The sequence below is a fragment of the Variovorax sp. Soil_C_39 genome, from assembly GCF_057656815.1.
Window position 1 is genome coordinate 106,662 of sequence record NZ_JBDGJQ010000005.1, and the last position, 17,959, is coordinate 124,620.

A 17,959-nucleotide genomic window follows, 5' to 3' on the forward strand; every position below is an offset into this window, starting at 1 on the left:
ATTCCCCGTAGCCGAAAGAACCGAATGCGCATCTGGAAGAAAGACATCTCCGTCGAGGCACTGACCCGCAACCATGTCGGCACCGCCGTGTCCGCCCTCGGCATCGAGTTCCTGGAGGTGGGCGACGACTTCATCCGCGCCCGCGTGCCGGTGGACGAACGCACCCGCCAGCCCTACGGCATCCTGCACGGCGGGGTGTCGGTGGTGCTTGCCGAGACGCTGGGCTCGTGCGGCGCGCACTACAGCGCGCCCGAGGGCGACCGCGCCGTGGGCCTGGACATCAACGCCAACCACATCCGCTCGGCCACCAGCGGCTGGGTCACGGGCACGGCCCGGCCGGTGCACCGCGGGCGCTCCACCCAGGTGTGGCAGATCGAACTGACGAACGAGGCGGGCGAACTGACCTGCGTGTCGCGGATCACGATGGCGGTGCTGCAGCCGCGCTGAGCCCGCTGGCACGCGCCCGGCGGCCGAGCGGCGTCCTTCTTGCTTCTGCTTCTCTGCCCCACAATCACGCGCCATCAACAAGAGGAGAAGAAAGCAATGTTCAACTGGACTGAAAAGCCGGTGTCCACACTGGCCGACGGCGCGGTCATCGCGCCCGACGAACGCCTGCCCTGGCTGCAGACCGGCGCCATGGGCGTGCAGCACGTCATCGCGATGTTCGGCGCCACGGTGCTGGCGCCGATCCTGATGGGCTTCAACCCCAACATCGCGATCCTGATGAGCGGCATCGGCACGCTGATCTTCTATTTCGTGACCGGCGGCAAAGTGCCCAGCTACCTGGGCTCGAGCTTCGCGTTCATCGGCGTGGTGATCGCGGCGAGCGGCTACGCGGGCAAGGGCCCGAACGCCAACATCGCGGTGGCGCTCGGCGGCATCGTGGCCTGCGGGGTGGTCTACATCGCGATCGGCGCGATCGTGCAGGCCATCGGCACGGGCTGGATCGAGCGCTTCATGCCGCCCGTGGTGACTGGCGCCGTCGTGGCCGTGATCGGGCTCAACCTGGCCAACGTGCCGATCAAGAACATGGCGGCCGGCAACTTCGACGCCTGGATGCAGGCCGTCACCTTCCTTTGCGTGGGCCTGGTGGCGGTGTTCGCGCGCGGCATGCTGCAGCGGCTCCTGATCCTGGTCGGGCTGATCCTCGCGACCGTGGTTTACGCGGTGCTGACCAACGGCATGGGCCTGGGCAAGCCGGTCGACCTCAGCGGCATCGCCAATGCGGCCTGGTTCGGCCTGCCGACCTTCACCGCGCCGGTGTTCACCGCCAACGCGATGCTGCTGATCGCGCCGGTGGCGATCATCCTGGTGGCCGAGAACCTCGGGCACCTGAAAGCGGTCACCGCCATGACCGGCCGCAACCTCGACCCCTACATGGGCCGCGCGTTCATCGGCGACGGCATCGCGACGGTGGTGAGCGGCGCCGCGGGCGGCACGGGCGTGACCACCTATGCCGAGAACATCGGCGTGATGGCGGCCACGCGCATCTACTCGACGGCGGTGTTCGTGGTGGCGGCGCTGATCGCGCTGGTGCTGGGCTTCAGCCCCAAGTTCGGCGCGCTGATCCAGGCGATACCGCTGCCGGTGATGGGCGGCGTGAGCATCGTGGTGTTCGGCCTGATCGCCATTGCGGGCGCCAAGATCTGGGTCGACAACAAGGTCGACTTCTCGCAGAACAAGAACCTTATCGTGGCCGCGATCACGCTGATCATCGGCACTGGCGACTTCACGCTGAAGTTCGGCGACTTCGCGCTTGGCGGCATCGGAACCGCTACCTTCGGCGCGATCATCCTCTACGCACTCCTCGGGCGATCGCGCAACGCCTGAATGTGGACGCCCCCCGAAGCGCCTGCGGCGCCTCCCCCCACTGGGGGGCGCACCCAGCGGCCGGGCAAAGCCCGATCCGCGGGTGCCCGCGCGGGGGCCGCTGCTCCCTTTGCGCCGCGAAAGAAAGTGCAACGCGGTGCAAGAGATGTTGTCCGGGCGGCCCCATGAAGGCCTGGGCGATGGGCCGGAAGCCTTCGCCCGTTAGACTTCAACGCTTTTCGCACCGACGTTTTCCAATGGCCGATGTCTCCGCCGCGCGCACCAAGGCGGTTTTCGAATTCAAGAGCGCCACGCTGCCGCTCATCGCAGTGATCCTCAAGACGTCCGACCTGGGCGTGCTGGCCGAGGCGCTCGATGCGCAGCTGGCGGATTCCCCCGACTTCTTCGACCAGGAGCCGGTGGTCATCGACCTTTCGCTGCTCCAGGAAGAGGAACAAGGCGGCGCCCCGGCGCACGTCATCGACTTTGCCGCGCTGCGCAACCTGCTGGCACGCCACCAGACGCAGCCGATCGCAGTGCGCGGCGGTAGCGACGCGCACAACGCGGCCGCACGTGCCGCCGGCCTCTCGCTGACCACCATGCCGGTGGCGCCGGCGCCGCGCAGCCCTGCACCGCCTGCCCCCGCCAATGCCCCCGCGAGCGCGGCGCCGCAGATCGTGCGCGAAGTGCCGGTGCCCGCCAACGGCACGCTGCTGATCGACAAGCCGCTGCGCTCGGGCCAGCAGGTGTACGCGCGCGGCGGCGACGTGGTGGTCACGGCAGTCGTGAGCTTCGGCGCGGAAGTCATTGCGGACGGCAACGTGCACGTCTATGCGCCCCTGCGCGGCAAGGCCATTGCGGGTGCGCGCGGCAACACCGAGGCGCGGATCTTCTCGACCTGCATGGAGGCGCAGCTCGTCGCCATTGCGGGCATCTACCGCACCAACGAAGTGCCGCTGCCCGAGTCGGTGCTCGGCAAGCCGGCGCAGGTGCGGCTGGACGGCAAGAAGCTGGCGATCGACGCGATTCCGTAAACCGGACACGCGCGCCGACAATCGACAAGCAAACGAACGAACAACCGAATCGAAATAGAAGGAATGGGAATGGCCAAAATTGTGGTGGTGACCTCGGGCAAGGGCGGCGTCGGCAAGACCACGACGAGCGCCAGCTTCGCGTCGGGCTTGGCGCTCGCAGGCAAGAAGACGGCCGTGATCGACTTCGACGTGGGCCTGCGCAACCTCGACCTGATCATGGGCTGCGAGCGGCGCGTGGTGTACGACCTCATCAACGTGATCCAGGGCGAGGCCAACCTGAGCCAGGCGCTGATCAAGGACAAGCAGTGCGACAACCTGTTCGTGCTCGCGGCCTCGCAGACGCGCGACAAGGAAGCGCTCACGCAGGAAGGCGTCGAGAAGGTGCTGACCGATCTGGCCGCGATGGACTTCGACTACATCGTCTGCGATTCACCCGCGGGCATCGAGACCGGCGCCATGATGGCCATGCACTTCGCCGACGAGGCGCTCGTGGTGACCAACCCCGAGGTTTCCTCGGTGCGCGACTCCGACCGCATTCTGGGCATGCTCAGCAGCAAGACCAAGCGCGCGAAGGACGGCGGCGATCCCATCAAGGAGCACCTGCTGATCACCCGCTACAACCCCAACCGCGTGGCCGGCGGCCAGATGCTCTCGCTCGAGGACATCCAGGACATCCTGCGCATCAAGCTGATCGGCGTCATTCCCGAGTCGGAAAGCGTGCTGCAGGCCTCGAATCAGGGCGTGCCCGCGATCCACGACAAGGACACCGACGTGGCCCAGGCCTACAGCGACGTGGTGGCGCGCTTCCTCGGCGAGGACCGCCCGATGCGCTTCATCGATGCGGAAAAGCCGGGCTTCTTCAAGCGAATTTTCGGAGGCAAGTAGGCCATGTCCTTTTTCTCGTTCCTGCTCGGCGAAAAGAAGAAGACGGCCAGCGTCGCCAAGGAGCGGCTGCAAATCATCCTCGCGCACGAGCGGTCCAGCCTCAGCGGCAAGCGGCGCCCCGACTACCTGCCCGACCTCCAGCGCGAGCTGATGGCGGTGATCTCGAAGTACGTCTCGATCAATGCCGAAGACATCAAGGTCCACCTGGAGAAGCAGGACGACCTCGAAGTGCTCGACATCAAGATCGAACTGCCCGATCCCTCGCCCACCACGGCGCGCTGAGATCGGTCAGGCGCGCGACACGAAACGCGCCACCTGGTGCACCACCGCCTCGTCCTTGAGGATGCGGCGGTGCCCCAGCCCCTCCGTCGCGACGAGTTGCGCCCCCGCGATCGCATCGCGGTAGGCCTCGGCGTCGGCGAAGCGGTTCACGCGGTCGTCGCGGTCATGCACGATCAGCGTCGGCTGCGCGATGCGCGGGCCGACCGCTGCGGGCTCGAGCTGCTGCATCAACACGCCTTCGCGTGCTTCGAACAGCCGCTGCATGGCCGATCGCGTGGCCTCGCTGAGGCCGAAGGTGTGCGCGAAGTAGCGCGTGTACGCACGCGGTGACGCGGGCGGCGCCAGCAGCACCAATCGCTCGACGGCCACGCCTTGTGCCGCCGCGAGGCCGAGCGCATTGGCACCCAGCGAATGCGCCACCGCGGCGCGCAGCGCATGGCCATCGGCCGCAAGTCGGGCCACCGCATAGGCGATGGCGCGCGCGAACTGCGGCGAGTTGCTCATCGTGCCCGCGCTCCTGCCGTGCGCGGGCAACTCGACCAGCACGGGGCGCAGGCCCGCAGCGGCCACCGCATCGGCGAGTGCCAGCAGTTGCCCCGCATGGCCGCCCCAGCCATGCACCAGCAGCACCAACGGTGCCGATTCGGCCGCCGAATCCTGTGCGGCCAGATGATAGATACCAAGGCTGGCGTTTTCGAAGCGCCAGGCCTCGCGCCGCCAGCCGGCACCGGGCGCCTGGCCGCGGTAGAGCCACTTGGGTGGCAGCGGCGTGCCGAAGAGGCGGTAGGCGGCGCGCACGCCGAGCGCAGGCCAGAGCCGCTGCGACGCGGTCAGGCCGAAGCGCAAAGCGCGCATGGTGCGGCTCGGTCGGTAGTAGTTCGACTGCGCGGCATGCGCGGCCGCCGAAGGGGTGCTGGTGCTCGTCATGCAAGGGGCTCCGCTTCAGTACCAGACCCAGTCGTCGTTGCTGCGCGGCAGGCTCCGCAGCGCATCGCGGACGGCTTCGGTGCCGATGGCGCCGGCATAGACGGCCAGGCAAAGGGCAATGATCAGCATGGTGCTTCTCCTTTTTATCGCACAATCGTGCGAAATTTGATCAGACAAAGACGGAACGAAAGCACCCTGCCCTGCGGCTCAGGCGCGGTAGCTGGAAAGAAGCCGCTGCCAGGTTCGCCTGGCGCGGTCTGCGGCCTGTGCATCGCGCAGGAAGCGCGCATCGTGCAGCAGGCCGATGACGATGGCGTTGAGTTCGCTGACCACCTGCGCGGCATCGGTGTCGGCGCGCAGCTCGCCGGTGTCCACGGCCTGCAGCACCGTGCGCCGCAGCGCTGCGCGCCAGCGCGTGATCTCGTCGAACAGCAGGTCGCGTAGTTCGCCTTCGCGGTCGTCGAACTCGAACGCACCGGCGGTGTAGATGCACCCGGTCTCGGCCTCGATGTCGCGGGTGCGCGCGATCCAGCGCTCGACGATGTCCTCGAGCCGCGCGAGGCCCTTGCGCTTCTGCATGGCCGGCACGAACACGTCGGCCAGGAAGCGGCGGCCGTATTCCTCGATCACGGCCTTCTGCAGCGCCTCGCGCGATCCCACGCGCGAGAACACGCCGCTCTTGGACAGGGCCAGCCGGTTCGCAACCGCCTGCAGCGTGATCGCCTCGAGTCCCTCGGCCAGCGCGAGGTCCATCGCTGCGCCGACAATGGCGGTGCGGGTCAGTTCGGCCTTCTGGGTTTTTGCGTCCATGGCCGCACTTTAGCACAGTCGTGCGAAACTTCAATATCTGCGTCGAAACCGCTCCAGAAGGCCTTCAAGGACGAATTCGGGGGTACGCTGGCATTACTCGGGAAAAGAAGCATGCAGCTTCACACAGTGAGCGTACATTCGGACTAATTCCTTTGGCTTTCCGGAACGGATCAGCAATGGCATCTATCCAGCAGCAGCAGCAGATACAGCAGGCAAGGGCCAAGAGGGCCGCCAATGCCGCCGAACAGCGCGAACGACTCCGGCGGGCGCTGCCCGCCACGGTGGAACTGCTGCAGAGCCGCCAGGCCGACCGCATCGACGACAGCGACATCGACGCCTACGTGAACCTGAACTGGCTCGAATGGCATGGCGGCGGACTGCGGCTCACGATCACGGGGCGCAACGTCTGCGCCCAGTCGCTGCCCGTCGTGGCGGCCTGAGCGCCCACCGCGGGCACTACTCCCAATAAAAAACCGCCGCAGGATGCCTGCGGCGGTTTGGGTGCGTGGGGTGCGCGAAGGGCGGCGCCGCGGGACCTGTCTTTTCGTTATCGGTTGCCCACGATGATCTGGGCGATCAAGCCGGTCGCGATGGCCGCGAGCACGTAGTCGCCGCCCACCCCCACCCACTGGTAGCCGCGCGGCGGCTGCTGCAGGCGGTAGGCGCGCCAGTCGTCCACCACGTAGTTGCGGCCGCGGTACTGGGACGGCACGCGCCCGCCGCGGCGCCACTCGGCGTGCGGATGCGGATGGCCGGGGCGGTCGAAGTGACGGCCCGGCCGGTTGTCGTCGCGGTCCCAGCCACGGCTACCGCGACGGTTGTCGTGCCGGTCATTGCCATGGCCGCGGTCGCGCTGCTCATAGCGGTTGTGGCCGTCGCGGCGATCGCGGTCATGCCCACGGTCCTGCGCGAAGGCACTTCCCGCTGCCATGCACATCGCGAGTGCCGCCGCTGCAACGGTGGCCATGCGCTTTGAATTGATGATCATCTGGAACTCCTTCATGCGTTGTTGACTGACGAGTCCATTCTCGGCGGCGCTTGTGTCTGGCCGGAGCGCATCCGGTCGCGGCGAGGTGAAATACGGTAAGCGCAGGTATCCGGGCGGCGTGTTGTCCTTCACCGAAGCCGTTTAAGCTCGCGCGCGCACCCATCTCACACACATGCAGCGACGACACCTTCTCCACTTGATGGCCGGCGTGCCCGCCGCCGCCCTGCTCTCCGCCTGCGGCAAGCGCAAGGTTTCCTCTGCCGCGCTCAAGTCCGATGCGCGGGTGCTGGCGATCGGCGACAGTCTGACCTTCGGCCACGGCGCTCCGCCGCAAGCCGGCTGGCCCGCCAAACTGGCCGAGCTCACGGGCTGGCAGGTCGAGAACGCGGGGGTCAACGGCGACACCTCCGCCGGTGCGCTCGAGCGCCTGCCGGCGCTGCTGGCCGGCGAGGCCTACGACGCGATCCTCATCGGCATCGGTGGCAACGACATGCTGCGCGGCGTGCCGCCCGCGGCGACGCGCGACAACCTCGCGGCGCTCGTCGAGCAGGCGCGCGCACACACGCCCCATGTGGCGCTGCTCGCCACGCCCGCGCCCGACGCGATGCGCGCGGCGATCGGCTCGCTGAGCGACGCGCCGTTCTACGCGGAGGTCGCGCAGGCGCAGCAGGCGCTGCTCATTGCCGACGTGTATTCGGAGGTGCTGTCCGATCCGTCGCTGCGCTCCGACCGCATCCATGCCAACGCCGAAGGCTATGCGCGCATTGCGCAGCAGCTCGCAGAGCGGCTCGCGGCGGCGGGCTGGCGCTGAGCCGCCGCGGCTTCAGCCCGCCTGCAGCAGGTCGACGTAGGCCCCCTCGACGAGCTGGCCGGCATCGATGCCCAGCTGCGCCATGAGCACGTGCGCCTCCGTGATGCCGGCTTCGTCGGGCTCGCCGTCCTCGAGCACCACTTCCAGTTCGAGGAACTCGCCGAGGCCTTCGACACGGTCGAGGTGCACGCGCGTGCGACCCACGATGAACAGCCGGCGCTGCTTGCGTACGCGGCCGGCTTGGCCCCAAGCGAGCGTGAGCGATTCGCGCAGCGCATCGGGCGTGCTGGTGGGCGAGATCAGGTAGAACGACGCCTTCGGGCCGCTGCCGTTCGCGCGGCGGTAGAAGATCAGCTCCGCGCGATCGGACGCGAAGGTGCGCAGCTTGAGCCGGTCCCCGCTGTCGTGGCAAAAGAAGAAGGTGTCGTCCTGCGCGATCTCGACCGGGCCCTCGTTGGCCAGCCGCGCGGCCAGCAGCGTCACGCGCTCGATGCTGTCGATGCGTGCCTTGACCTCGATGTTCCTCGCCATCAAGGGGCCGTGCCCTGCGGGCCGACCGGCGGCGGTGCGGCATGGCCGCTCGAACCCGGCGCGAGCTTGCGGCCGAAGGCCTCGCCCACGCGGCGCACCGGCCGGCTGGCTTTTTCCGAGACGTTGTTGACGCCGCGCCGCGTGGCGTTCTCGGCGCGGTCGATGCCGCGGCCGGCGGCGTTGGTGCCGCGCTGCACGCCTTTGACCACCTTGCTGCCCTGCGGCGGCGGCTTGAGCGTCTGTGCGCGCTGCGCGCGGGGCGGGTTGTCGGCGCTCTGTGCCTGCGCAACCATTGCGGGCAGCAGAAGCAACAACGCGACGCCCGCGGTGGCCAGCGCGCAGGCCTGGCTGCGGATCTTCGATGGGGTCTTGGTCGTCGTCATGAGGAACCTCCTTGTTCGTCGGCCGGCTCGACGGCGCCGGCGCGCGCCATGCGTACGCTCTTCCAGTACACGTCGTCGCCGCCGTTCATGCGGTTGAGCACGCGCGCCAGCACGAAGAGCAGGTCGCTGAGCCGGTTGAGGTACTGGCGCGGCGCGTCGTTGAGCTGTTCCACGGCGCCGAGCGCCACCACGGCGCGCTCCGCCCTGCGCGCCACCGTGCGGCACACATGCGCGAGCGACGCCGCACGCGTGCCCGCGGGCAAGATGAATTCGGCCAGCCGCGGCAGCACGGCGTTGTGCTCGGCGAGCGCGTTGTCGAGCTGCAGCAATGCATCGGGCTTGAGCAGCGTGAAGCCCGGCATCGAGAGCTCGCCGCCGAGATTGAAGAGCTGGTGCTGCACGTCGACGAGCAGCTCGCGCACAGGCTCTGGCATGGGCTCGCAGAGCAGCACGCCGATCTGCGAGTTGAGCTCGTCCACGTCGCCCATCGCATGCACGCGCAGATGGCCCTTGGGCACGCGCGTGTTGTCGCCGAGGCCGGTGGTGCCGTCGTCACCGGTTCGGGTGACGATCTGCGAGAGTCGATTGCCCATGGGTATTCCTGTCGTTCGTTGGATGGATGTGGGGTCTACGCGAGGGTCGCGGCATCGATCTTGCCGGCCAGCCACTGCAGTCCCGCGAGATGCTGCTGGTCGTGGCTGCACAGGTAGTGCACGAGGCTGCGCAGCGTGAGCGGCCCGTAGCCTTCGAACACCGCGGTGCGCGCGAGCTGTGCGTCGCTCAGGCCCGAGACGATCGCCATCGTGCGCGCTCGGGCAACGCGGAACTCGGCCAGCACGGCCTGCGCATCGGCGCTTGCGTAGGCGCGCGCGATCGCGAGCGGCTCGCTGTCGATCGATGCCAGCAGCGGATGTGCTTCGTCGAGCGTGCGGCGAAAGCGCACGTGGTAGCCCTCGAGCTCGATGTCGCGCACGTGGCCGAGCTGCTCGATCGCCGTGAAGGCTTCGCTCGGAACGCCGTCCCACGACGCCGGCGCCCAGTGCCGGAAGCCCTCCGGGATGACCGCAAAGTGGGCTTCGAGCTGCGAAGGGAAAGCAGCGAGCGCTGCGAGTGTCGTGGGGTTCATGGCGCGTTCCGAAGCGCATTATGGTGCGTGCTCCGTAAAATGGCCGGTCCTGCCCCCAGGCCCCTTTCCAGATCCAGGAGACCGCGATGAACGCCCCGACGACCCCCTCGCACCTGCTGCCGGCGCTTCATCTGCGCGACGTGCCCGAGCGCATGATCGAGGCGCTGAAGACGCGCTTCGGCGCCAACTGCTCCACCGCCATGGCGGTGCGCACGCAGCACGGGCGCGACGAGTCCTCGTTCGATGCACCGCCACCTTCGGCCGTGGTGTTCGCGGAGAGCACGCGGGACGTGGCCGACGCGGTCAAGCTCGCGGGAGAGCACAGCGTGCCGGTCATTCCGTTCGGCGTGGGCTCTTCGCTCGAAGGGCACCTGCTCGCTGTCCAGGGCGGCATCAGCATCGACGTCTCGCGCATGAACCGCGTGCTGTCGATCAATGCCGACGACCTCACGGTGACCGTGCAGCCAGGCGTCACGCGCAAGCAGCTCAACGAAGAGATCAAGAGCACGGGCCTGTTCTTTCCCATCGACCCGGGCGCCGACGCCTCGATCGGCGGCATGACGGCCACGCGCGCGAGCGGCACGAACGCGGTGCGCTACGGCACCATGCGCGAGAACGTGCTCGCGCTCGAAGTGGTCACGGCCAGCGGCGAGGTGATCCGCACCGGCACGCGCGCCAAGAAATCGTCGGCCGGCTACGACCTGACGCGCCTGATGGTGGGCAGCGAAGGCACGTTGGGCGTGGTGACCGAGGTCACGCTGCGCATCTATCCGCTGCCCGAGGCGGTGTCGGCCGCGATCTGCTCGTTCCCGAGCATCGAGGCCGCGGTGCGCACCACCATCGAGACCATCCAGCTCGGCGTGCCGATCGCGCGCGTGGAGCTGATCGACGTGAACACGGTGCGCATGGTCAATGCCTACGCCAAGCTGGGCCTGCGCGAGGAACCGATGCTGCTGATGGAGTTCCACGGCTCGCCCGCGGGCGTGAAGGAACAGGCCGAGACGGTGCAGGAGCTCGCGAGCGGCCACGGCGGCAATGCCTTCGAATGGGCCAGCACCCCCGAGGAGCGCACCCGCCTCTGGACAGCGCGGCACAACAGCTATTTCGCGGCCGTGCAGTCGCGCCCCGGCTGCCGCGTGATCTCCACCGACACCTGCGTGCCGATCTCGCGCCTGGCCGACTGCCTGCTCGACTCGGTGGCCGAAGCCGATGCGAGCGGCATCCCCTACTTCCTCGTCGGCCATGTGGGCGACGGCAACTTCCACTTCGGCTACCTGCTCGACCCGAACATTCCCGAGGAACGCGTGAAGGCCGAGGCGCTGAACCATTCGCTGGTCAGCCGCGCGCTCGCGCTCGAAGGCACCTGCACCGGCGAGCACGGCGTGGGGCTGCACAAGATGGACTTCCTCGTGACCGAAGCCGGCGTGGGCGCGATCGACATGATGCGCACGATCAAGCGTGCCCTCGATCCGAAGAACATCATGAACCCCGGGAAGATCTTCAGCCTCTGATCCCCGGGGCCTGCGCGCTTACCTGCGGCGTCGCGCCGGCGCCGGCTGCTCGGCCGGCACATAGGTCTGCGACGGCGCAGCGCCACCGTCCACGCCGAGCCGGCCACCGCCACCAAGTCCCTGGCCGCGCACGGTTTGCGCCTTGTAGTTGCGCAGCGACCGGACCATCTGGTTGAAGGCGTCCATGAAGGCCGCCGCGATCACCTTGCCCTGCGCGGTGTTGGTGTAGCCGCCGAGGCCGCCCGCGCCGCGGTAGCCCGCAAGGCCACCGAAGCCGCCGAAGTCGGTCTTGGACGCGCTGCCTTCCGAGGCGGCCACCTGCACGCCCGAGCGGTTGTCGATCAGCGTCAAGAGCGCCGAGGCTTCCTTGGTCTGCAGGCTGCCGCCGACGGCGGCCAGCGCGCGGCCGCGGCCACCGCCGACCAAGCCTCCGAGCGCTCCGCCAATGCCGCCGGCATCGCTGTTGTTGAACACGATTTCAGGCGAGAGCCCGTAATCGGAAGCGACCATCTGCCCGCGGCCGAAGTTGCTGCCGCCGCGCATCTCGCCCGACTGCATGAGCGCGCGCTCACGCGTCATGGCGCCCATGCCCGCGGCGCCGCGCTCCACCACCACGAAGCAGTTCGACTGCTGCACCAGCAGGCGCAGCAGGTTGGCCGTGGGCGGCAGCTTGTACTGCCCCGTCACCACCGTGTACCAGCCCGCATTGACGTTCTCGATCAGCGAGACGGTGCCGAGCGGCGATTCGCAGCGCTCGAGCTGTCCGCTCTCGCCCGAAGTGGCCGTGCCCGCCGCGCTGCCGGTGGCCATGGTCTTGGCCGACTGGCTGCCCATCTGCATGTCGGTGGTCACGCAACCGCTCAGAACCAGCGCGGCCACGGCCATGCCGGTGAACCTGGTGAACTTCATGATGGATTCCTCTCTCTCCGTGAGCCGGATACAGCTGTAAGCGGTCAAGAATACGGGCGAGAAAGGTCCCCGGGCAATCCGGCGAAAGGCCGGCGGCCTGGCGCCAAACGCCTATGTCGTTCGGCGGATGCGCTCGATGAGTCCGTTCAGCGCGTCGAGGGAGCCGAAATGGATCGCCAGCTCGCCGCTCTCCTCGATCTTGCCGCCGCGCTTGCTGCGCTTCTTGATGCGCACTTCGACCTCGGCGGTCAGCAGGTCGGCCAGTTCTTCTTCGACCCGCTGCAGGTCGCGCGACTTCTCGGCGTCGTTGCTGCGGCGCGATGGCGTGAGCGTGAATTCGGCGGCCAGCTTCTTCACCAGTGCCTCGGCCTCGCGGACCGACATCTTCTTGGCCGCAATCTGGTTGGCGGCGGTGATCTGCGTGCCGCGGTCGAGCGAGAGCAGCGCGCGCGCATGCCCCATGTCGATGTCGCCGGCCATGAGCATCTGCTGTGCGGGCTCGGCGAGGTTCAGCAGACGCAGCAGGTTGCTGGCCGCGCTGCGCGAGCGCCCCACGGCTTGCGCCGCCTGCTCGTGAGTGAGTCCAAACTCTGCAACTAAGCGTTGCAGGCCTTGCGCTTCCTCCAGCGGGTTGAGGTCTTCGCGCTGGATGTTCTCGATCAGCGACATGGCCGCCGCGGCCTCGTTGGGCACGTCGCGCACCAGCACCGGCACGCGGTCGAGGCCCGCGAGCTTGGCCGCGCGGAAGCGGCGCTCGCCCGCGATGATCTCGTATTCGGCGTTCTTGGCCGCGGCCGAATCCGCATCGAGGCGGCGCACCAGGATGGGCTGCATGATGCCCTGGGCCTTGATGCTTTCCGCCAGTTCGTAGAGCGCGCCTTCGTCCATGCGGGTGCGCGGCTGGTAGACGCCGGCGACCATCTGGTCGAGCATCAGCGTGTGCGGGGCCTGTGCGGCGCCGCCCTCGCCCGCGCCGTTGGTGTCGGCGGACGAAGGCGCAGCCGTCGGGCCGAGCAGTGCTTCGAGGCCGCGTCCGAGTCCCTTGGGTTTCTTGGTCGCCATCAGTGCGTGTCTTTCGAGAGGTCGTTCAGGAGTTGCCGGCCCTCGGGCCAGTCGCCCAGGCCGGATTCAGCATTCAGGTGACCGCCGTGGCCGGCATCGACGAAGCGTGCGCCCCAGTCGGCCGCCATCTGGCGCGAGCGCGAGACATCGCTATACGGATCGTCATCGGCTGCGATCAGCACGGCCTTGAACGGCAGCGGCTGGCGCATGATCGGCGCCCAGCCCGGAATCAGCTGGCGCAGGTCGTCGCGCTCGACGTCGCCCGGTGCCACCAGCAGCGCACCGCGCACCTTGTGCGTGTTGCGCGAATGAGCGGCCCAGGCGGCCACGAGGATGCAGCCCAGGCTGTGCGCGGCAAAGACCACCGCGCCAGGGGCGGCCAGCACTTCTTCCTCGAGCCGCGCCGACCAGTCGCCGCGCAGCGGCCGCATCCACTCGTGCTGCTCGACGCGGCGGTCGCCATGAAGCGATTCCCAGCGTGTCTGCCAATGGCCCGGCCCGCTGTTCTGCCAGCCGGGCAGCAGCAGGACGCGGGGCCCCGCGGCAGCTTCGTCGTTCAAGTCCATGCCGGAGCTCACGCGCTCTTCTCGCTGGCGGCATCGGACGCAGCCGCGGGTGCGAGCACATCCTCGGGCAAGGAGAGCGGCGCCGATGCCGGGGATGTGGCGGCAGCCGGCGGTGCGGGAGCGATCGAGGCAAAGGCGCTCGCGGGCGGCATCTTCTGCACCAGCTCGCTGGCGAAGGCGACAAAAGCCTGGCTCCCGCGCGCCGCGGGGTCGAACACCACGCCCGGCAGGCCGTAGCTCGGCGCCTCGGCCAGGCGCACGTTGCGCGGGATTACGGTGTCGAACACCTTGTCGCCGAAATGCGCCTTGAGCTGCTCGCTCACCTGCTGCTGCAGCGTGATGCGCGGATCGAACATCACGCGCAGGAGCCCGATGATCTGCAGGTTCTTGTTGAGGTTGGCGTGCACCTGCTTGATGGTGTTGACGAGATCGGTCAGCCCTTCGAGCGCGAAGTACTCGCACTGCATCGGCACGATCACGCCGTGCGCCGCGCACAGGCCGTTGAGCGTGAGCAGGCTGAGGCTAGGCGGACAGTCGATCAGCACGAAGTCGTATTCAGCGCCCACGGCTGCCAGCGCCGTGCGCAGCCGCTTCTCACGCCGGTCGAGCGCCACCATCTCGACCTCGGCACCGGCCAGTTCGCGGTTGGCGCCCAGCACGTCGTAGCCGCAGCCGCCTTCCACCAGCTTGTCGGCCTTGACGCGCGCCTCGGCGACCGACGCCGACTCGAGCAGCACGTCGTACACCGTGAGCTCGAGCTGGCGCTTGTCGATGCCCGAGCCCATGGTGGCGTTGCCCTGGGGATCGAGGTCGATCATCAGCACCCGTTGCCCTACCTTGGCGAGCCCGGCCGCGAGGTTGACCGTGGTGGTGGTCTTGCCGACGCCGCCCTTCTGGTTGGCAATGCAAAAAATCTTGGCCATCGGATCAGCGGGAAATGGCGAGCTTGATGCCGAAGGCGATCAGGAAGATCCCCGCGAGCTTCTCGAGCGCGCCGGAGATGCGCGGATTGGCACGGATGCGCTCGGCCAGGAAGTGGGTGAGCAGCGTCGAGGTCAGGCCGTACAGGAAGGTCAGCACGGCGATCGTGAGCGCCATGGCGCCGAAAGTGACCACGCCCTGGTGGCGCGCAGGGTCCACGAACAGCGGGAAGAAGGCCATGTAGAACACGATGGCCTTGGGATTCAGCAGCGTGATCGCGAACGCCTGGCGCAGGAAATGGCTCGGGCGGATGTGGAGGATCGGCGCGGAGCCGGGCTTGGCCAACAGCATCCGGGCACCCAGCCATGCAAGGTAGGCCGCGCCAAGCCATTGCACCGCTGTGAACGCCGCCGGGTAGGTGGCCAGTACGGCCGACACGCCAGCCACCGCAGCCCACATCAGGCACTGGTCGCCGAGGATCACGCCCATGGTGGCGGCCAGCCCGCCCTTGATTCCGCCCTTGCTGGTCGAGGTGATCAGCGCGAGGTTGCCCGGGCCGGGAATCAACAGAAAGAGGACGATGGCGGCGACGAATGCGCCGTAGTCAGCGATGCCGAACATGGGAATTGCCTCGAAGAAAGAGAACCAGGGGAGGCGTCGAGTCTAAGGCAGTGCGCCGCGGCGAAGCCCGTCTGTGCCCGGCTTTTGCGACAGCCGGTCCGCCTTTTCGCAGTTCAATCCGCCTGCTTGCGCGCCCAGACGATGCAGCGCTCGCCCTCGAGACCCGGCACCGTCAGTTGTTCCACGTGAAACACAGCGACCTTCGGCGGCAAGGTGGCCAGCTCTTCGGCCGGCACCTTGCCCTTCATCGCGAGCCAGAGGCCTTCCGGTGTGAGCAGGTGCATCGAGCCACTGAAGAAATCCGGCAGCGAGGCAAACGCGCGGCTGCTGATGAGTTCATAACTGCCCGACAACGATTCGACGCGCGCATGCAGCCCGCGCAGATTCCGGATCTCGAGCTCGGCCGCAACCTGTTGTACGAAGGCCGCCTTCTTGGCCACCGCATCGAGGCAGGTGACTTCGAGGTCGGGCCGCAGGATTGCGATCACCACGCCCGGGAGCCCACCGCCCGAACCCACGTCGAGTAGCCTGCCCTGCCCTGCCCACTCGCGTTGCAGCGGCGCCACCGCCGCGATGCTGTCGAGCAGATGATGGGTCAGCACGCTTGACGGGTCGCGCAGCGCCGTCAGGTTGTAGACCTTGTTCCACTTGAGCATGAGGCTGCCGTATGCCAGCAGTTGCTCGGCCTGGGCTTGCGACAGGCTCGTGCCCAGGGCGGCTGCGCCATCACGCAGCGTGTCGATCGGCGCGCTCATCCGGCGGGTGTTTCCACTGCAGCATCGGCGGCGGCATCGCGGCTGAACGCCTTGTGCCCTCCTTTTCGCAGATGAATCATCAGCAGGGAAATTGCCGCGGGCGTCACGCCCGAGATGCGGGACGCCTGGCCCAGGGTCTCGGGCCGGTGCTTGGCGAGCTTGTCGCGCACTTCAAAACTCAATGCCTGGACCTGACCGTAATCGAAGTCGGCCGGCAGGCGCAGGTTCTCGAAGTGCGCCGCACGTTCGACCTCGTCGTGCTGCCGCTCGATGTAGCCTGAATACTTGGCCGAGATCTCGATCTGCTCGATTTCGCTGTCGCCTAGCGCCATTTCCGCGCCGTACTTGCCGCCGTCGAGCGACATCAAGGTCTCGTAGCTCACATCGGGCCGGCGCAGCAGGTCGGCCAGGTTGTATTCGCGCTCAATCGCCTTGCCGAGCACACGCTCCGACTCGGCCGCGGGCAGGTTGCGCGGATTCACCCAAATCGACTTGAGCCGCTGTGTTTCACGTGAAACAGCATCCCGCTTGCGGCTGAAAGCGTCCCACCGCGCGTCATCGACAAGGCCCAGCTTGCGGCCGGTCTCAGTGAGCCGCATGTCGGCGTTGTCCTCGCGCAGCTGCAGTCGGAACTCGGCGCGGCTCGTGAACATGCGGTACGGCTCGGTCACACCCTTGGTGATCAGGTCGTCAACCAGCACGCCGAGGTAGGCCTCGTCGCGGCGCGGCAGCCAGGGCGCTTCGCCTCGGCACTGCAATGCGGCATTGACGCCGGCGAACAGGCCCTGTGCAGCGGCTTCCTCGTAACCGGTAGTGCCGTTGATCTGGCCCGCAAAGAACAGGCCCTGGATCGACCGCGTCTCAAAGCTGCTCTTGAGTTCACGCGGATCGAAGTAGTCGTATTCGATGGCATAGCCGGGACGCAGGATGTGGGCGTTCTCCAGCCCGGGCATCGAACGCACGAGCTGGTATTGGATGTCGAACGGCAGGCTCGTCGAGATGCCGTTGGGGTAGTACTCGTTCGTGGTCAGCCCTTCGGGCTCGAGAAAGATCTGGTGGCTTTCCTTGTCCGCAAATCGGTTGATCTTGTCTTCCACGCTCGGGCAGTAGCGCGGGCCGACACCGTCGATCTTGCCGGTGAACATCGGGCTGCGGTCGAACCCCGAGCGAATGATCTCGTGCGTGCGCGCGTTGGTGTGGGTGATCCAGCACGCCATCTGCTGCGGATGCATGTCGGTTCGGCCCATGAAGCTGAACACGGGCATCGGCCCTGCCCCGCCCGGCATGCCGTCGCCGGGTTGTTCGGTGCACTTCGAGAAATCGATGGTCCGGCCGTCGAGGCGCGGTGGCGTGCCGGTCTTGAGCCGGCCCTGCGGCAGCTTGAGTTCCTTGAGCCGCGCCGACAGACTGACCGCCGGCGGATCGCCTGCGCGCCCGGCCTGGTAGTTGTCGAGCCCCACATGGATGCGGCCATCGAGAAAGGTGCCCGCGGTCAGCACCACCGCGCGTGCGCGAAAGGCGATGCCAACCTGGGTGACGGCACCGACAACGCGATCGCCCTCGACCATGAGGTCGTCGACGGCCTGCTGGAACAGGCTCAGGTTGGGCTGGTTCTCGAGCCGGTGGCGGATCGCCGCCTTGTAGAGAACGCGGTCAGCCTGCGCCCGCGTGGCGCGTACGGCGGGACCTTTGCTCGAATTGAGGATCCGGAACTGGATGCCGGCCTCGTCGGTGGCGATGGCCATGGCCCCGCCGAGTGCGTCGACCTCCTTGACCAGATGGCCCTTGCCGATTCCGCCGATCGAGGGGTTGCAGCTCATCTGCCCCAAGGTCTCTATGTTGTGGGAAAGCAGCAGGGTCTTGGCGCCCATGCGGGCGGACGCAAGCGCGGCCTCGGTGCCGGCGTGGCCACCGCCAACGACGATCACATCGAATTCTTCGGGGTACAGCATGAAAGGGGGGCGCACCACTGACGCGTGCGCTGCGCAAAGGGGGCATCGATTTTAATCGGGGGTGCCGGTCTGCGCG

General features: G+C 67.8%; 22 protein-coding genes. 8 read left to right on the plus strand and 14 right to left on the minus strand.

What is annotated here, in order from left to right:
* Positions 1-24: 24 nt before the first annotated feature.
* The 5 genes from AC3A6J_RS14740 (at position 25) to minE (ending at position 4,010) form a co-directional block, all read left to right on the plus strand.
* Complete coding sequence (locus tag AC3A6J_RS14740; protein WP_487860706.1) at positions 25-447, plus strand: hotdog fold thioesterase; 423 nt, start codon at positions 25-27, stop codon at positions 445-447.
* Positions 448-543: 96 nt separating this feature from the next.
* Positions 544-1,830, plus strand: coding sequence for a solute carrier family 23 protein (locus AC3A6J_RS14745; protein ID WP_487860707.1), 1,287 nt, complete (start codon positions 544-546; stop codon positions 1,828-1,830).
* A 236-nt stretch (positions 1,831-2,066) separates the two neighbouring features.
* Positions 2,067-2,843 (plus strand): septum site-determining protein MinC, encoded by a 777-nt coding sequence (gene minC / locus AC3A6J_RS14750; RefSeq protein WP_487860708.1) that lies wholly within the window; start codon positions 2,067-2,069, stop codon positions 2,841-2,843.
* A 69-nt stretch (positions 2,844-2,912) separates the two neighbouring features.
* Positions 2,913-3,728 (plus strand): septum site-determining protein MinD, encoded by an 816-nt coding sequence (minD, locus tag AC3A6J_RS14755; RefSeq protein WP_487860709.1) that lies wholly within the window; start codon positions 2,913-2,915, stop codon positions 3,726-3,728.
* 3 nt (positions 3,729-3,731) lie between these two features.
* Entirely contained in the window at positions 3,732-4,010 is a 279-nt protein-coding gene (gene minE / locus AC3A6J_RS14760) for a cell division topological specificity factor MinE (protein ID WP_487860710.1), read from the plus strand.
* 6 nt (positions 4,011-4,016) lie between these two features.
* On the opposite strand, the gene AC3A6J_RS14765 is transcribed toward minE, so the two are convergent.
* Positions 4,017-4,937, minus strand: coding sequence for an alpha/beta fold hydrolase (locus AC3A6J_RS14765; protein ID WP_487860711.1), 921 nt, complete (start codon positions 4,935-4,937; stop codon positions 4,017-4,019).
* Positions 4,938-5,144: 207 nt separating this feature from the next.
* Positions 5,145-5,747: a TetR/AcrR family transcriptional regulator gene (locus AC3A6J_RS14770; RefSeq protein ID WP_487860712.1), complete on the minus strand. Its 603-nt coding sequence runs from the start codon at positions 5,745-5,747 to the stop codon at positions 5,145-5,147.
* A gap of 176 nt (positions 5,748-5,923) precedes the next feature.
* Between AC3A6J_RS14770 and AC3A6J_RS14775 the strand changes: the two genes are divergently transcribed.
* Positions 5,924-6,187: a hypothetical protein gene (locus AC3A6J_RS14775; protein ID WP_487860713.1), complete on the plus strand. Its 264-nt coding sequence runs from the start codon at positions 5,924-5,926 to the stop codon at positions 6,185-6,187.
* A 107-nt stretch (positions 6,188-6,294) separates the two neighbouring features.
* On the opposite strand, the gene AC3A6J_RS14780 is transcribed toward AC3A6J_RS14775, so the two are convergent.
* Complete coding sequence (locus AC3A6J_RS14780) at positions 6,295-6,735, minus strand: RcnB family protein (protein ID WP_487860714.1); 441 nt, start codon at positions 6,733-6,735, stop codon at positions 6,295-6,297.
* Positions 6,736-6,907: 172 nt separating this feature from the next.
* Here AC3A6J_RS14780 and AC3A6J_RS14785 point away from each other — a divergent pair, with 172 nt between their 5' ends.
* Positions 6,908-7,546 (plus strand): GDSL-type esterase/lipase family protein, encoded by a 639-nt coding sequence (locus tag AC3A6J_RS14785; protein ID WP_487860715.1) that lies wholly within the window; start codon positions 6,908-6,910, stop codon positions 7,544-7,546.
* Between the two features lie 12 nt (positions 7,547-7,558).
* Here the strand turns inward: AC3A6J_RS14785 and AC3A6J_RS14790 are convergent, their stop codons facing one another.
* From AC3A6J_RS14790 to AC3A6J_RS14805, 4 genes are read right to left on the minus strand one after another with little or no spacing between them, the layout of a single operon-like run.
* Positions 7,559-8,077: a class IV adenylate cyclase gene (locus AC3A6J_RS14790; RefSeq protein ID WP_487860716.1), complete on the minus strand. Its 519-nt coding sequence runs from the start codon at positions 8,075-8,077 to the stop codon at positions 7,559-7,561.
* Positions 8,077-8,460: a hypothetical protein gene (locus tag AC3A6J_RS14795; protein ID WP_487860717.1), complete on the minus strand. Its 384-nt coding sequence runs from the start codon at positions 8,458-8,460 to the stop codon at positions 8,077-8,079. The genes AC3A6J_RS14790 and AC3A6J_RS14795 overlap by 1 nt, the downstream gene beginning before the upstream one ends.
* Positions 8,457-9,053, minus strand: coding sequence for a cob(I)yrinic acid a,c-diamide adenosyltransferase (locus AC3A6J_RS14800; RefSeq protein WP_487860718.1), 597 nt, complete (start codon positions 9,051-9,053; stop codon positions 8,457-8,459). The genes AC3A6J_RS14795 and AC3A6J_RS14800 overlap by 4 nt, the downstream gene beginning before the upstream one ends.
* Positions 9,054-9,088: 35 nt before the next feature.
* Positions 9,089-9,586, minus strand: coding sequence for a DinB family protein (locus AC3A6J_RS14805; RefSeq protein ID WP_487860719.1), 498 nt, complete (start codon positions 9,584-9,586; stop codon positions 9,089-9,091).
* 86 nt (positions 9,587-9,672) lie between these two features.
* Here AC3A6J_RS14805 and AC3A6J_RS14810 point away from each other — a divergent pair, with 86 nt between their 5' ends.
* Positions 9,673-11,097: an FAD-binding oxidoreductase gene (locus AC3A6J_RS14810; RefSeq protein WP_487860720.1), complete on the plus strand. Its 1,425-nt coding sequence runs from the start codon at positions 9,673-9,675 to the stop codon at positions 11,095-11,097.
* Between the two features lie 18 nt (positions 11,098-11,115).
* On the opposite strand, the gene AC3A6J_RS14815 is transcribed toward AC3A6J_RS14810, so the two are convergent.
* The 7 genes from AC3A6J_RS14815 to mnmG form a co-directional block, all read right to left on the minus strand.
* Positions 11,116-12,006 carry a CsgG/HfaB family protein gene (locus tag AC3A6J_RS14815; protein ID WP_487860721.1) on the minus strand — a complete coding sequence of 297 codons (891 nt, stop codon included), beginning with the start codon at positions 12,004-12,006 and terminating at the stop codon, positions 11,116-11,118.
* 111 nt (positions 12,007-12,117) lie between these two features.
* On the minus strand, positions 12,118-13,068 hold the full coding sequence (locus AC3A6J_RS14820; protein ID WP_487860722.1) for a ParB/RepB/Spo0J family partition protein: 951 nt from the start codon (positions 13,066-13,068) through the stop codon (positions 12,118-12,120).
* Positions 13,068-13,634, minus strand: a complete 567-nt coding sequence (locus AC3A6J_RS14825) for an RBBP9/YdeN family alpha/beta hydrolase (protein ID WP_487860723.1) — start codon at positions 13,632-13,634, stop codon at positions 13,068-13,070. Before AC3A6J_RS14825 ends, AC3A6J_RS14820 begins: the two co-directional genes overlap by 1 nt.
* An 8-nt stretch (positions 13,635-13,642) precedes the next feature.
* Entirely contained in the window at positions 13,643-14,557 is a 915-nt protein-coding gene (locus AC3A6J_RS14830) for a ParA family protein (RefSeq protein WP_487860724.1), read from the minus strand.
* Positions 14,558-14,561: 4 nt separating this feature from the next.
* Positions 14,562-15,176 carry a LysE family transporter gene (locus tag AC3A6J_RS14835; protein WP_487860725.1) on the minus strand — a complete coding sequence of 205 codons (615 nt, stop codon included), beginning with the start codon at positions 15,174-15,176 and terminating at the stop codon, positions 14,562-14,564.
* A gap of 113 nt (positions 15,177-15,289) precedes the next feature.
* Positions 15,290-15,931: a 16S rRNA (guanine(527)-N(7))-methyltransferase RsmG gene (rsmG, locus tag AC3A6J_RS14840; protein ID WP_487860726.1), complete on the minus strand. Its 642-nt coding sequence runs from the start codon at positions 15,929-15,931 to the stop codon at positions 15,290-15,292.
* Complete coding sequence (gene mnmG / locus AC3A6J_RS14845; RefSeq protein WP_487861089.1) at positions 15,928-17,883, minus strand: tRNA uridine-5-carboxymethylaminomethyl(34) synthesis enzyme MnmG; 1,956 nt, start codon at positions 17,881-17,883, stop codon at positions 15,928-15,930. Before mnmG ends, rsmG begins: the two co-directional genes overlap by 4 nt.
* Positions 17,884-17,959 lie beyond the last annotated feature (76 nt).

Bases quoted from the DNA above. Each gene is read 5' to 3' on its own strand.
- AC3A6J_RS14740 (WP_487860706.1), top strand. From the start codon at position 25: ATGCGCATCTGGAAGAAAGACATCTCCGTCGAGGCACTGACCCGCAAC.
- AC3A6J_RS14745 (WP_487860707.1), top strand. From the start codon at position 544: ATGTTCAACTGGACTGAAAAGCCGGTGTCCACACTGGCCGACGGCGCG.
- minC (WP_487860708.1), top strand. From the start codon at position 2,067: ATGGCCGATGTCTCCGCCGCGCGCACCAAGGCGGTTTTCGAATTCAAG.
- minD (WP_487860709.1), top strand. From the start codon at position 2,913: ATGGCCAAAATTGTGGTGGTGACCTCGGGCAAGGGCGGCGTCGGCAAG.
- minE (WP_487860710.1), top strand. From the start codon at position 3,732: ATGTCCTTTTTCTCGTTCCTGCTCGGCGAAAAGAAGAAGACGGCCAGC.
- AC3A6J_RS14765 (WP_487860711.1), bottom strand. From the start codon at position 4,937: ATGACGAGCACCAGCACCCCTTCGGCGGCCGCGCATGCCGCGCAGTCG.
- AC3A6J_RS14770 (WP_487860712.1), bottom strand. From the start codon at position 5,747: ATGGACGCAAAAACCCAGAAGGCCGAACTGACCCGCACCGCCATTGTC.
- AC3A6J_RS14775 (WP_487860713.1), top strand. From the start codon at position 5,924: ATGGCATCTATCCAGCAGCAGCAGCAGATACAGCAGGCAAGGGCCAAG.
- AC3A6J_RS14780 (WP_487860714.1), bottom strand. From the start codon at position 6,735: ATGATCATCAATTCAAAGCGCATGGCCACCGTTGCAGCGGCGGCACTC.
- AC3A6J_RS14785 (WP_487860715.1), top strand. From the start codon at position 6,908: ATGCAGCGACGACACCTTCTCCACTTGATGGCCGGCGTGCCCGCCGCC.
- AC3A6J_RS14790 (WP_487860716.1), bottom strand. From the start codon at position 8,077: ATGGCGAGGAACATCGAGGTCAAGGCACGCATCGACAGCATCGAGCGC.
- AC3A6J_RS14795 (WP_487860717.1), bottom strand. From the start codon at position 8,460: ATGACGACGACCAAGACCCCATCGAAGATCCGCAGCCAGGCCTGCGCG.
- AC3A6J_RS14800 (WP_487860718.1), bottom strand. From the start codon at position 9,053: ATGGGCAATCGACTCTCGCAGATCGTCACCCGAACCGGTGACGACGGC.
- AC3A6J_RS14805 (WP_487860719.1), bottom strand. From the start codon at position 9,586: ATGAACCCCACGACACTCGCAGCGCTCGCTGCTTTCCCTTCGCAGCTC.
- AC3A6J_RS14810 (WP_487860720.1), top strand. From the start codon at position 9,673: ATGAACGCCCCGACGACCCCCTCGCACCTGCTGCCGGCGCTTCATCTG.
- AC3A6J_RS14815 (WP_487860721.1), bottom strand. From the start codon at position 12,006: ATGAAGTTCACCAGGTTCACCGGCATGGCCGTGGCCGCGCTGGTTCTG.
- AC3A6J_RS14820 (WP_487860722.1), bottom strand. From the start codon at position 13,068: ATGGCGACCAAGAAACCCAAGGGACTCGGACGCGGCCTCGAAGCACTG.
- AC3A6J_RS14825 (WP_487860723.1), bottom strand. From the start codon at position 13,634: ATGGACTTGAACGACGAAGCTGCCGCGGGGCCCCGCGTCCTGCTGCTG.
- AC3A6J_RS14830 (WP_487860724.1), bottom strand. From the start codon at position 14,557: ATGGCCAAGATTTTTTGCATTGCCAACCAGAAGGGCGGCGTCGGCAAG.
- AC3A6J_RS14835 (WP_487860725.1), bottom strand. From the start codon at position 15,176: ATGTTCGGCATCGCTGACTACGGCGCATTCGTCGCCGCCATCGTCCTC.
- rsmG (WP_487860726.1), bottom strand. From the start codon at position 15,931: ATGAGCGCGCCGATCGACACGCTGCGTGATGGCGCAGCCGCCCTGGGC.
- mnmG (WP_487861089.1), bottom strand. From the start codon at position 17,883: ATGCTGTACCCCGAAGAATTCGATGTGATCGTCGTTGGCGGTGGCCAC.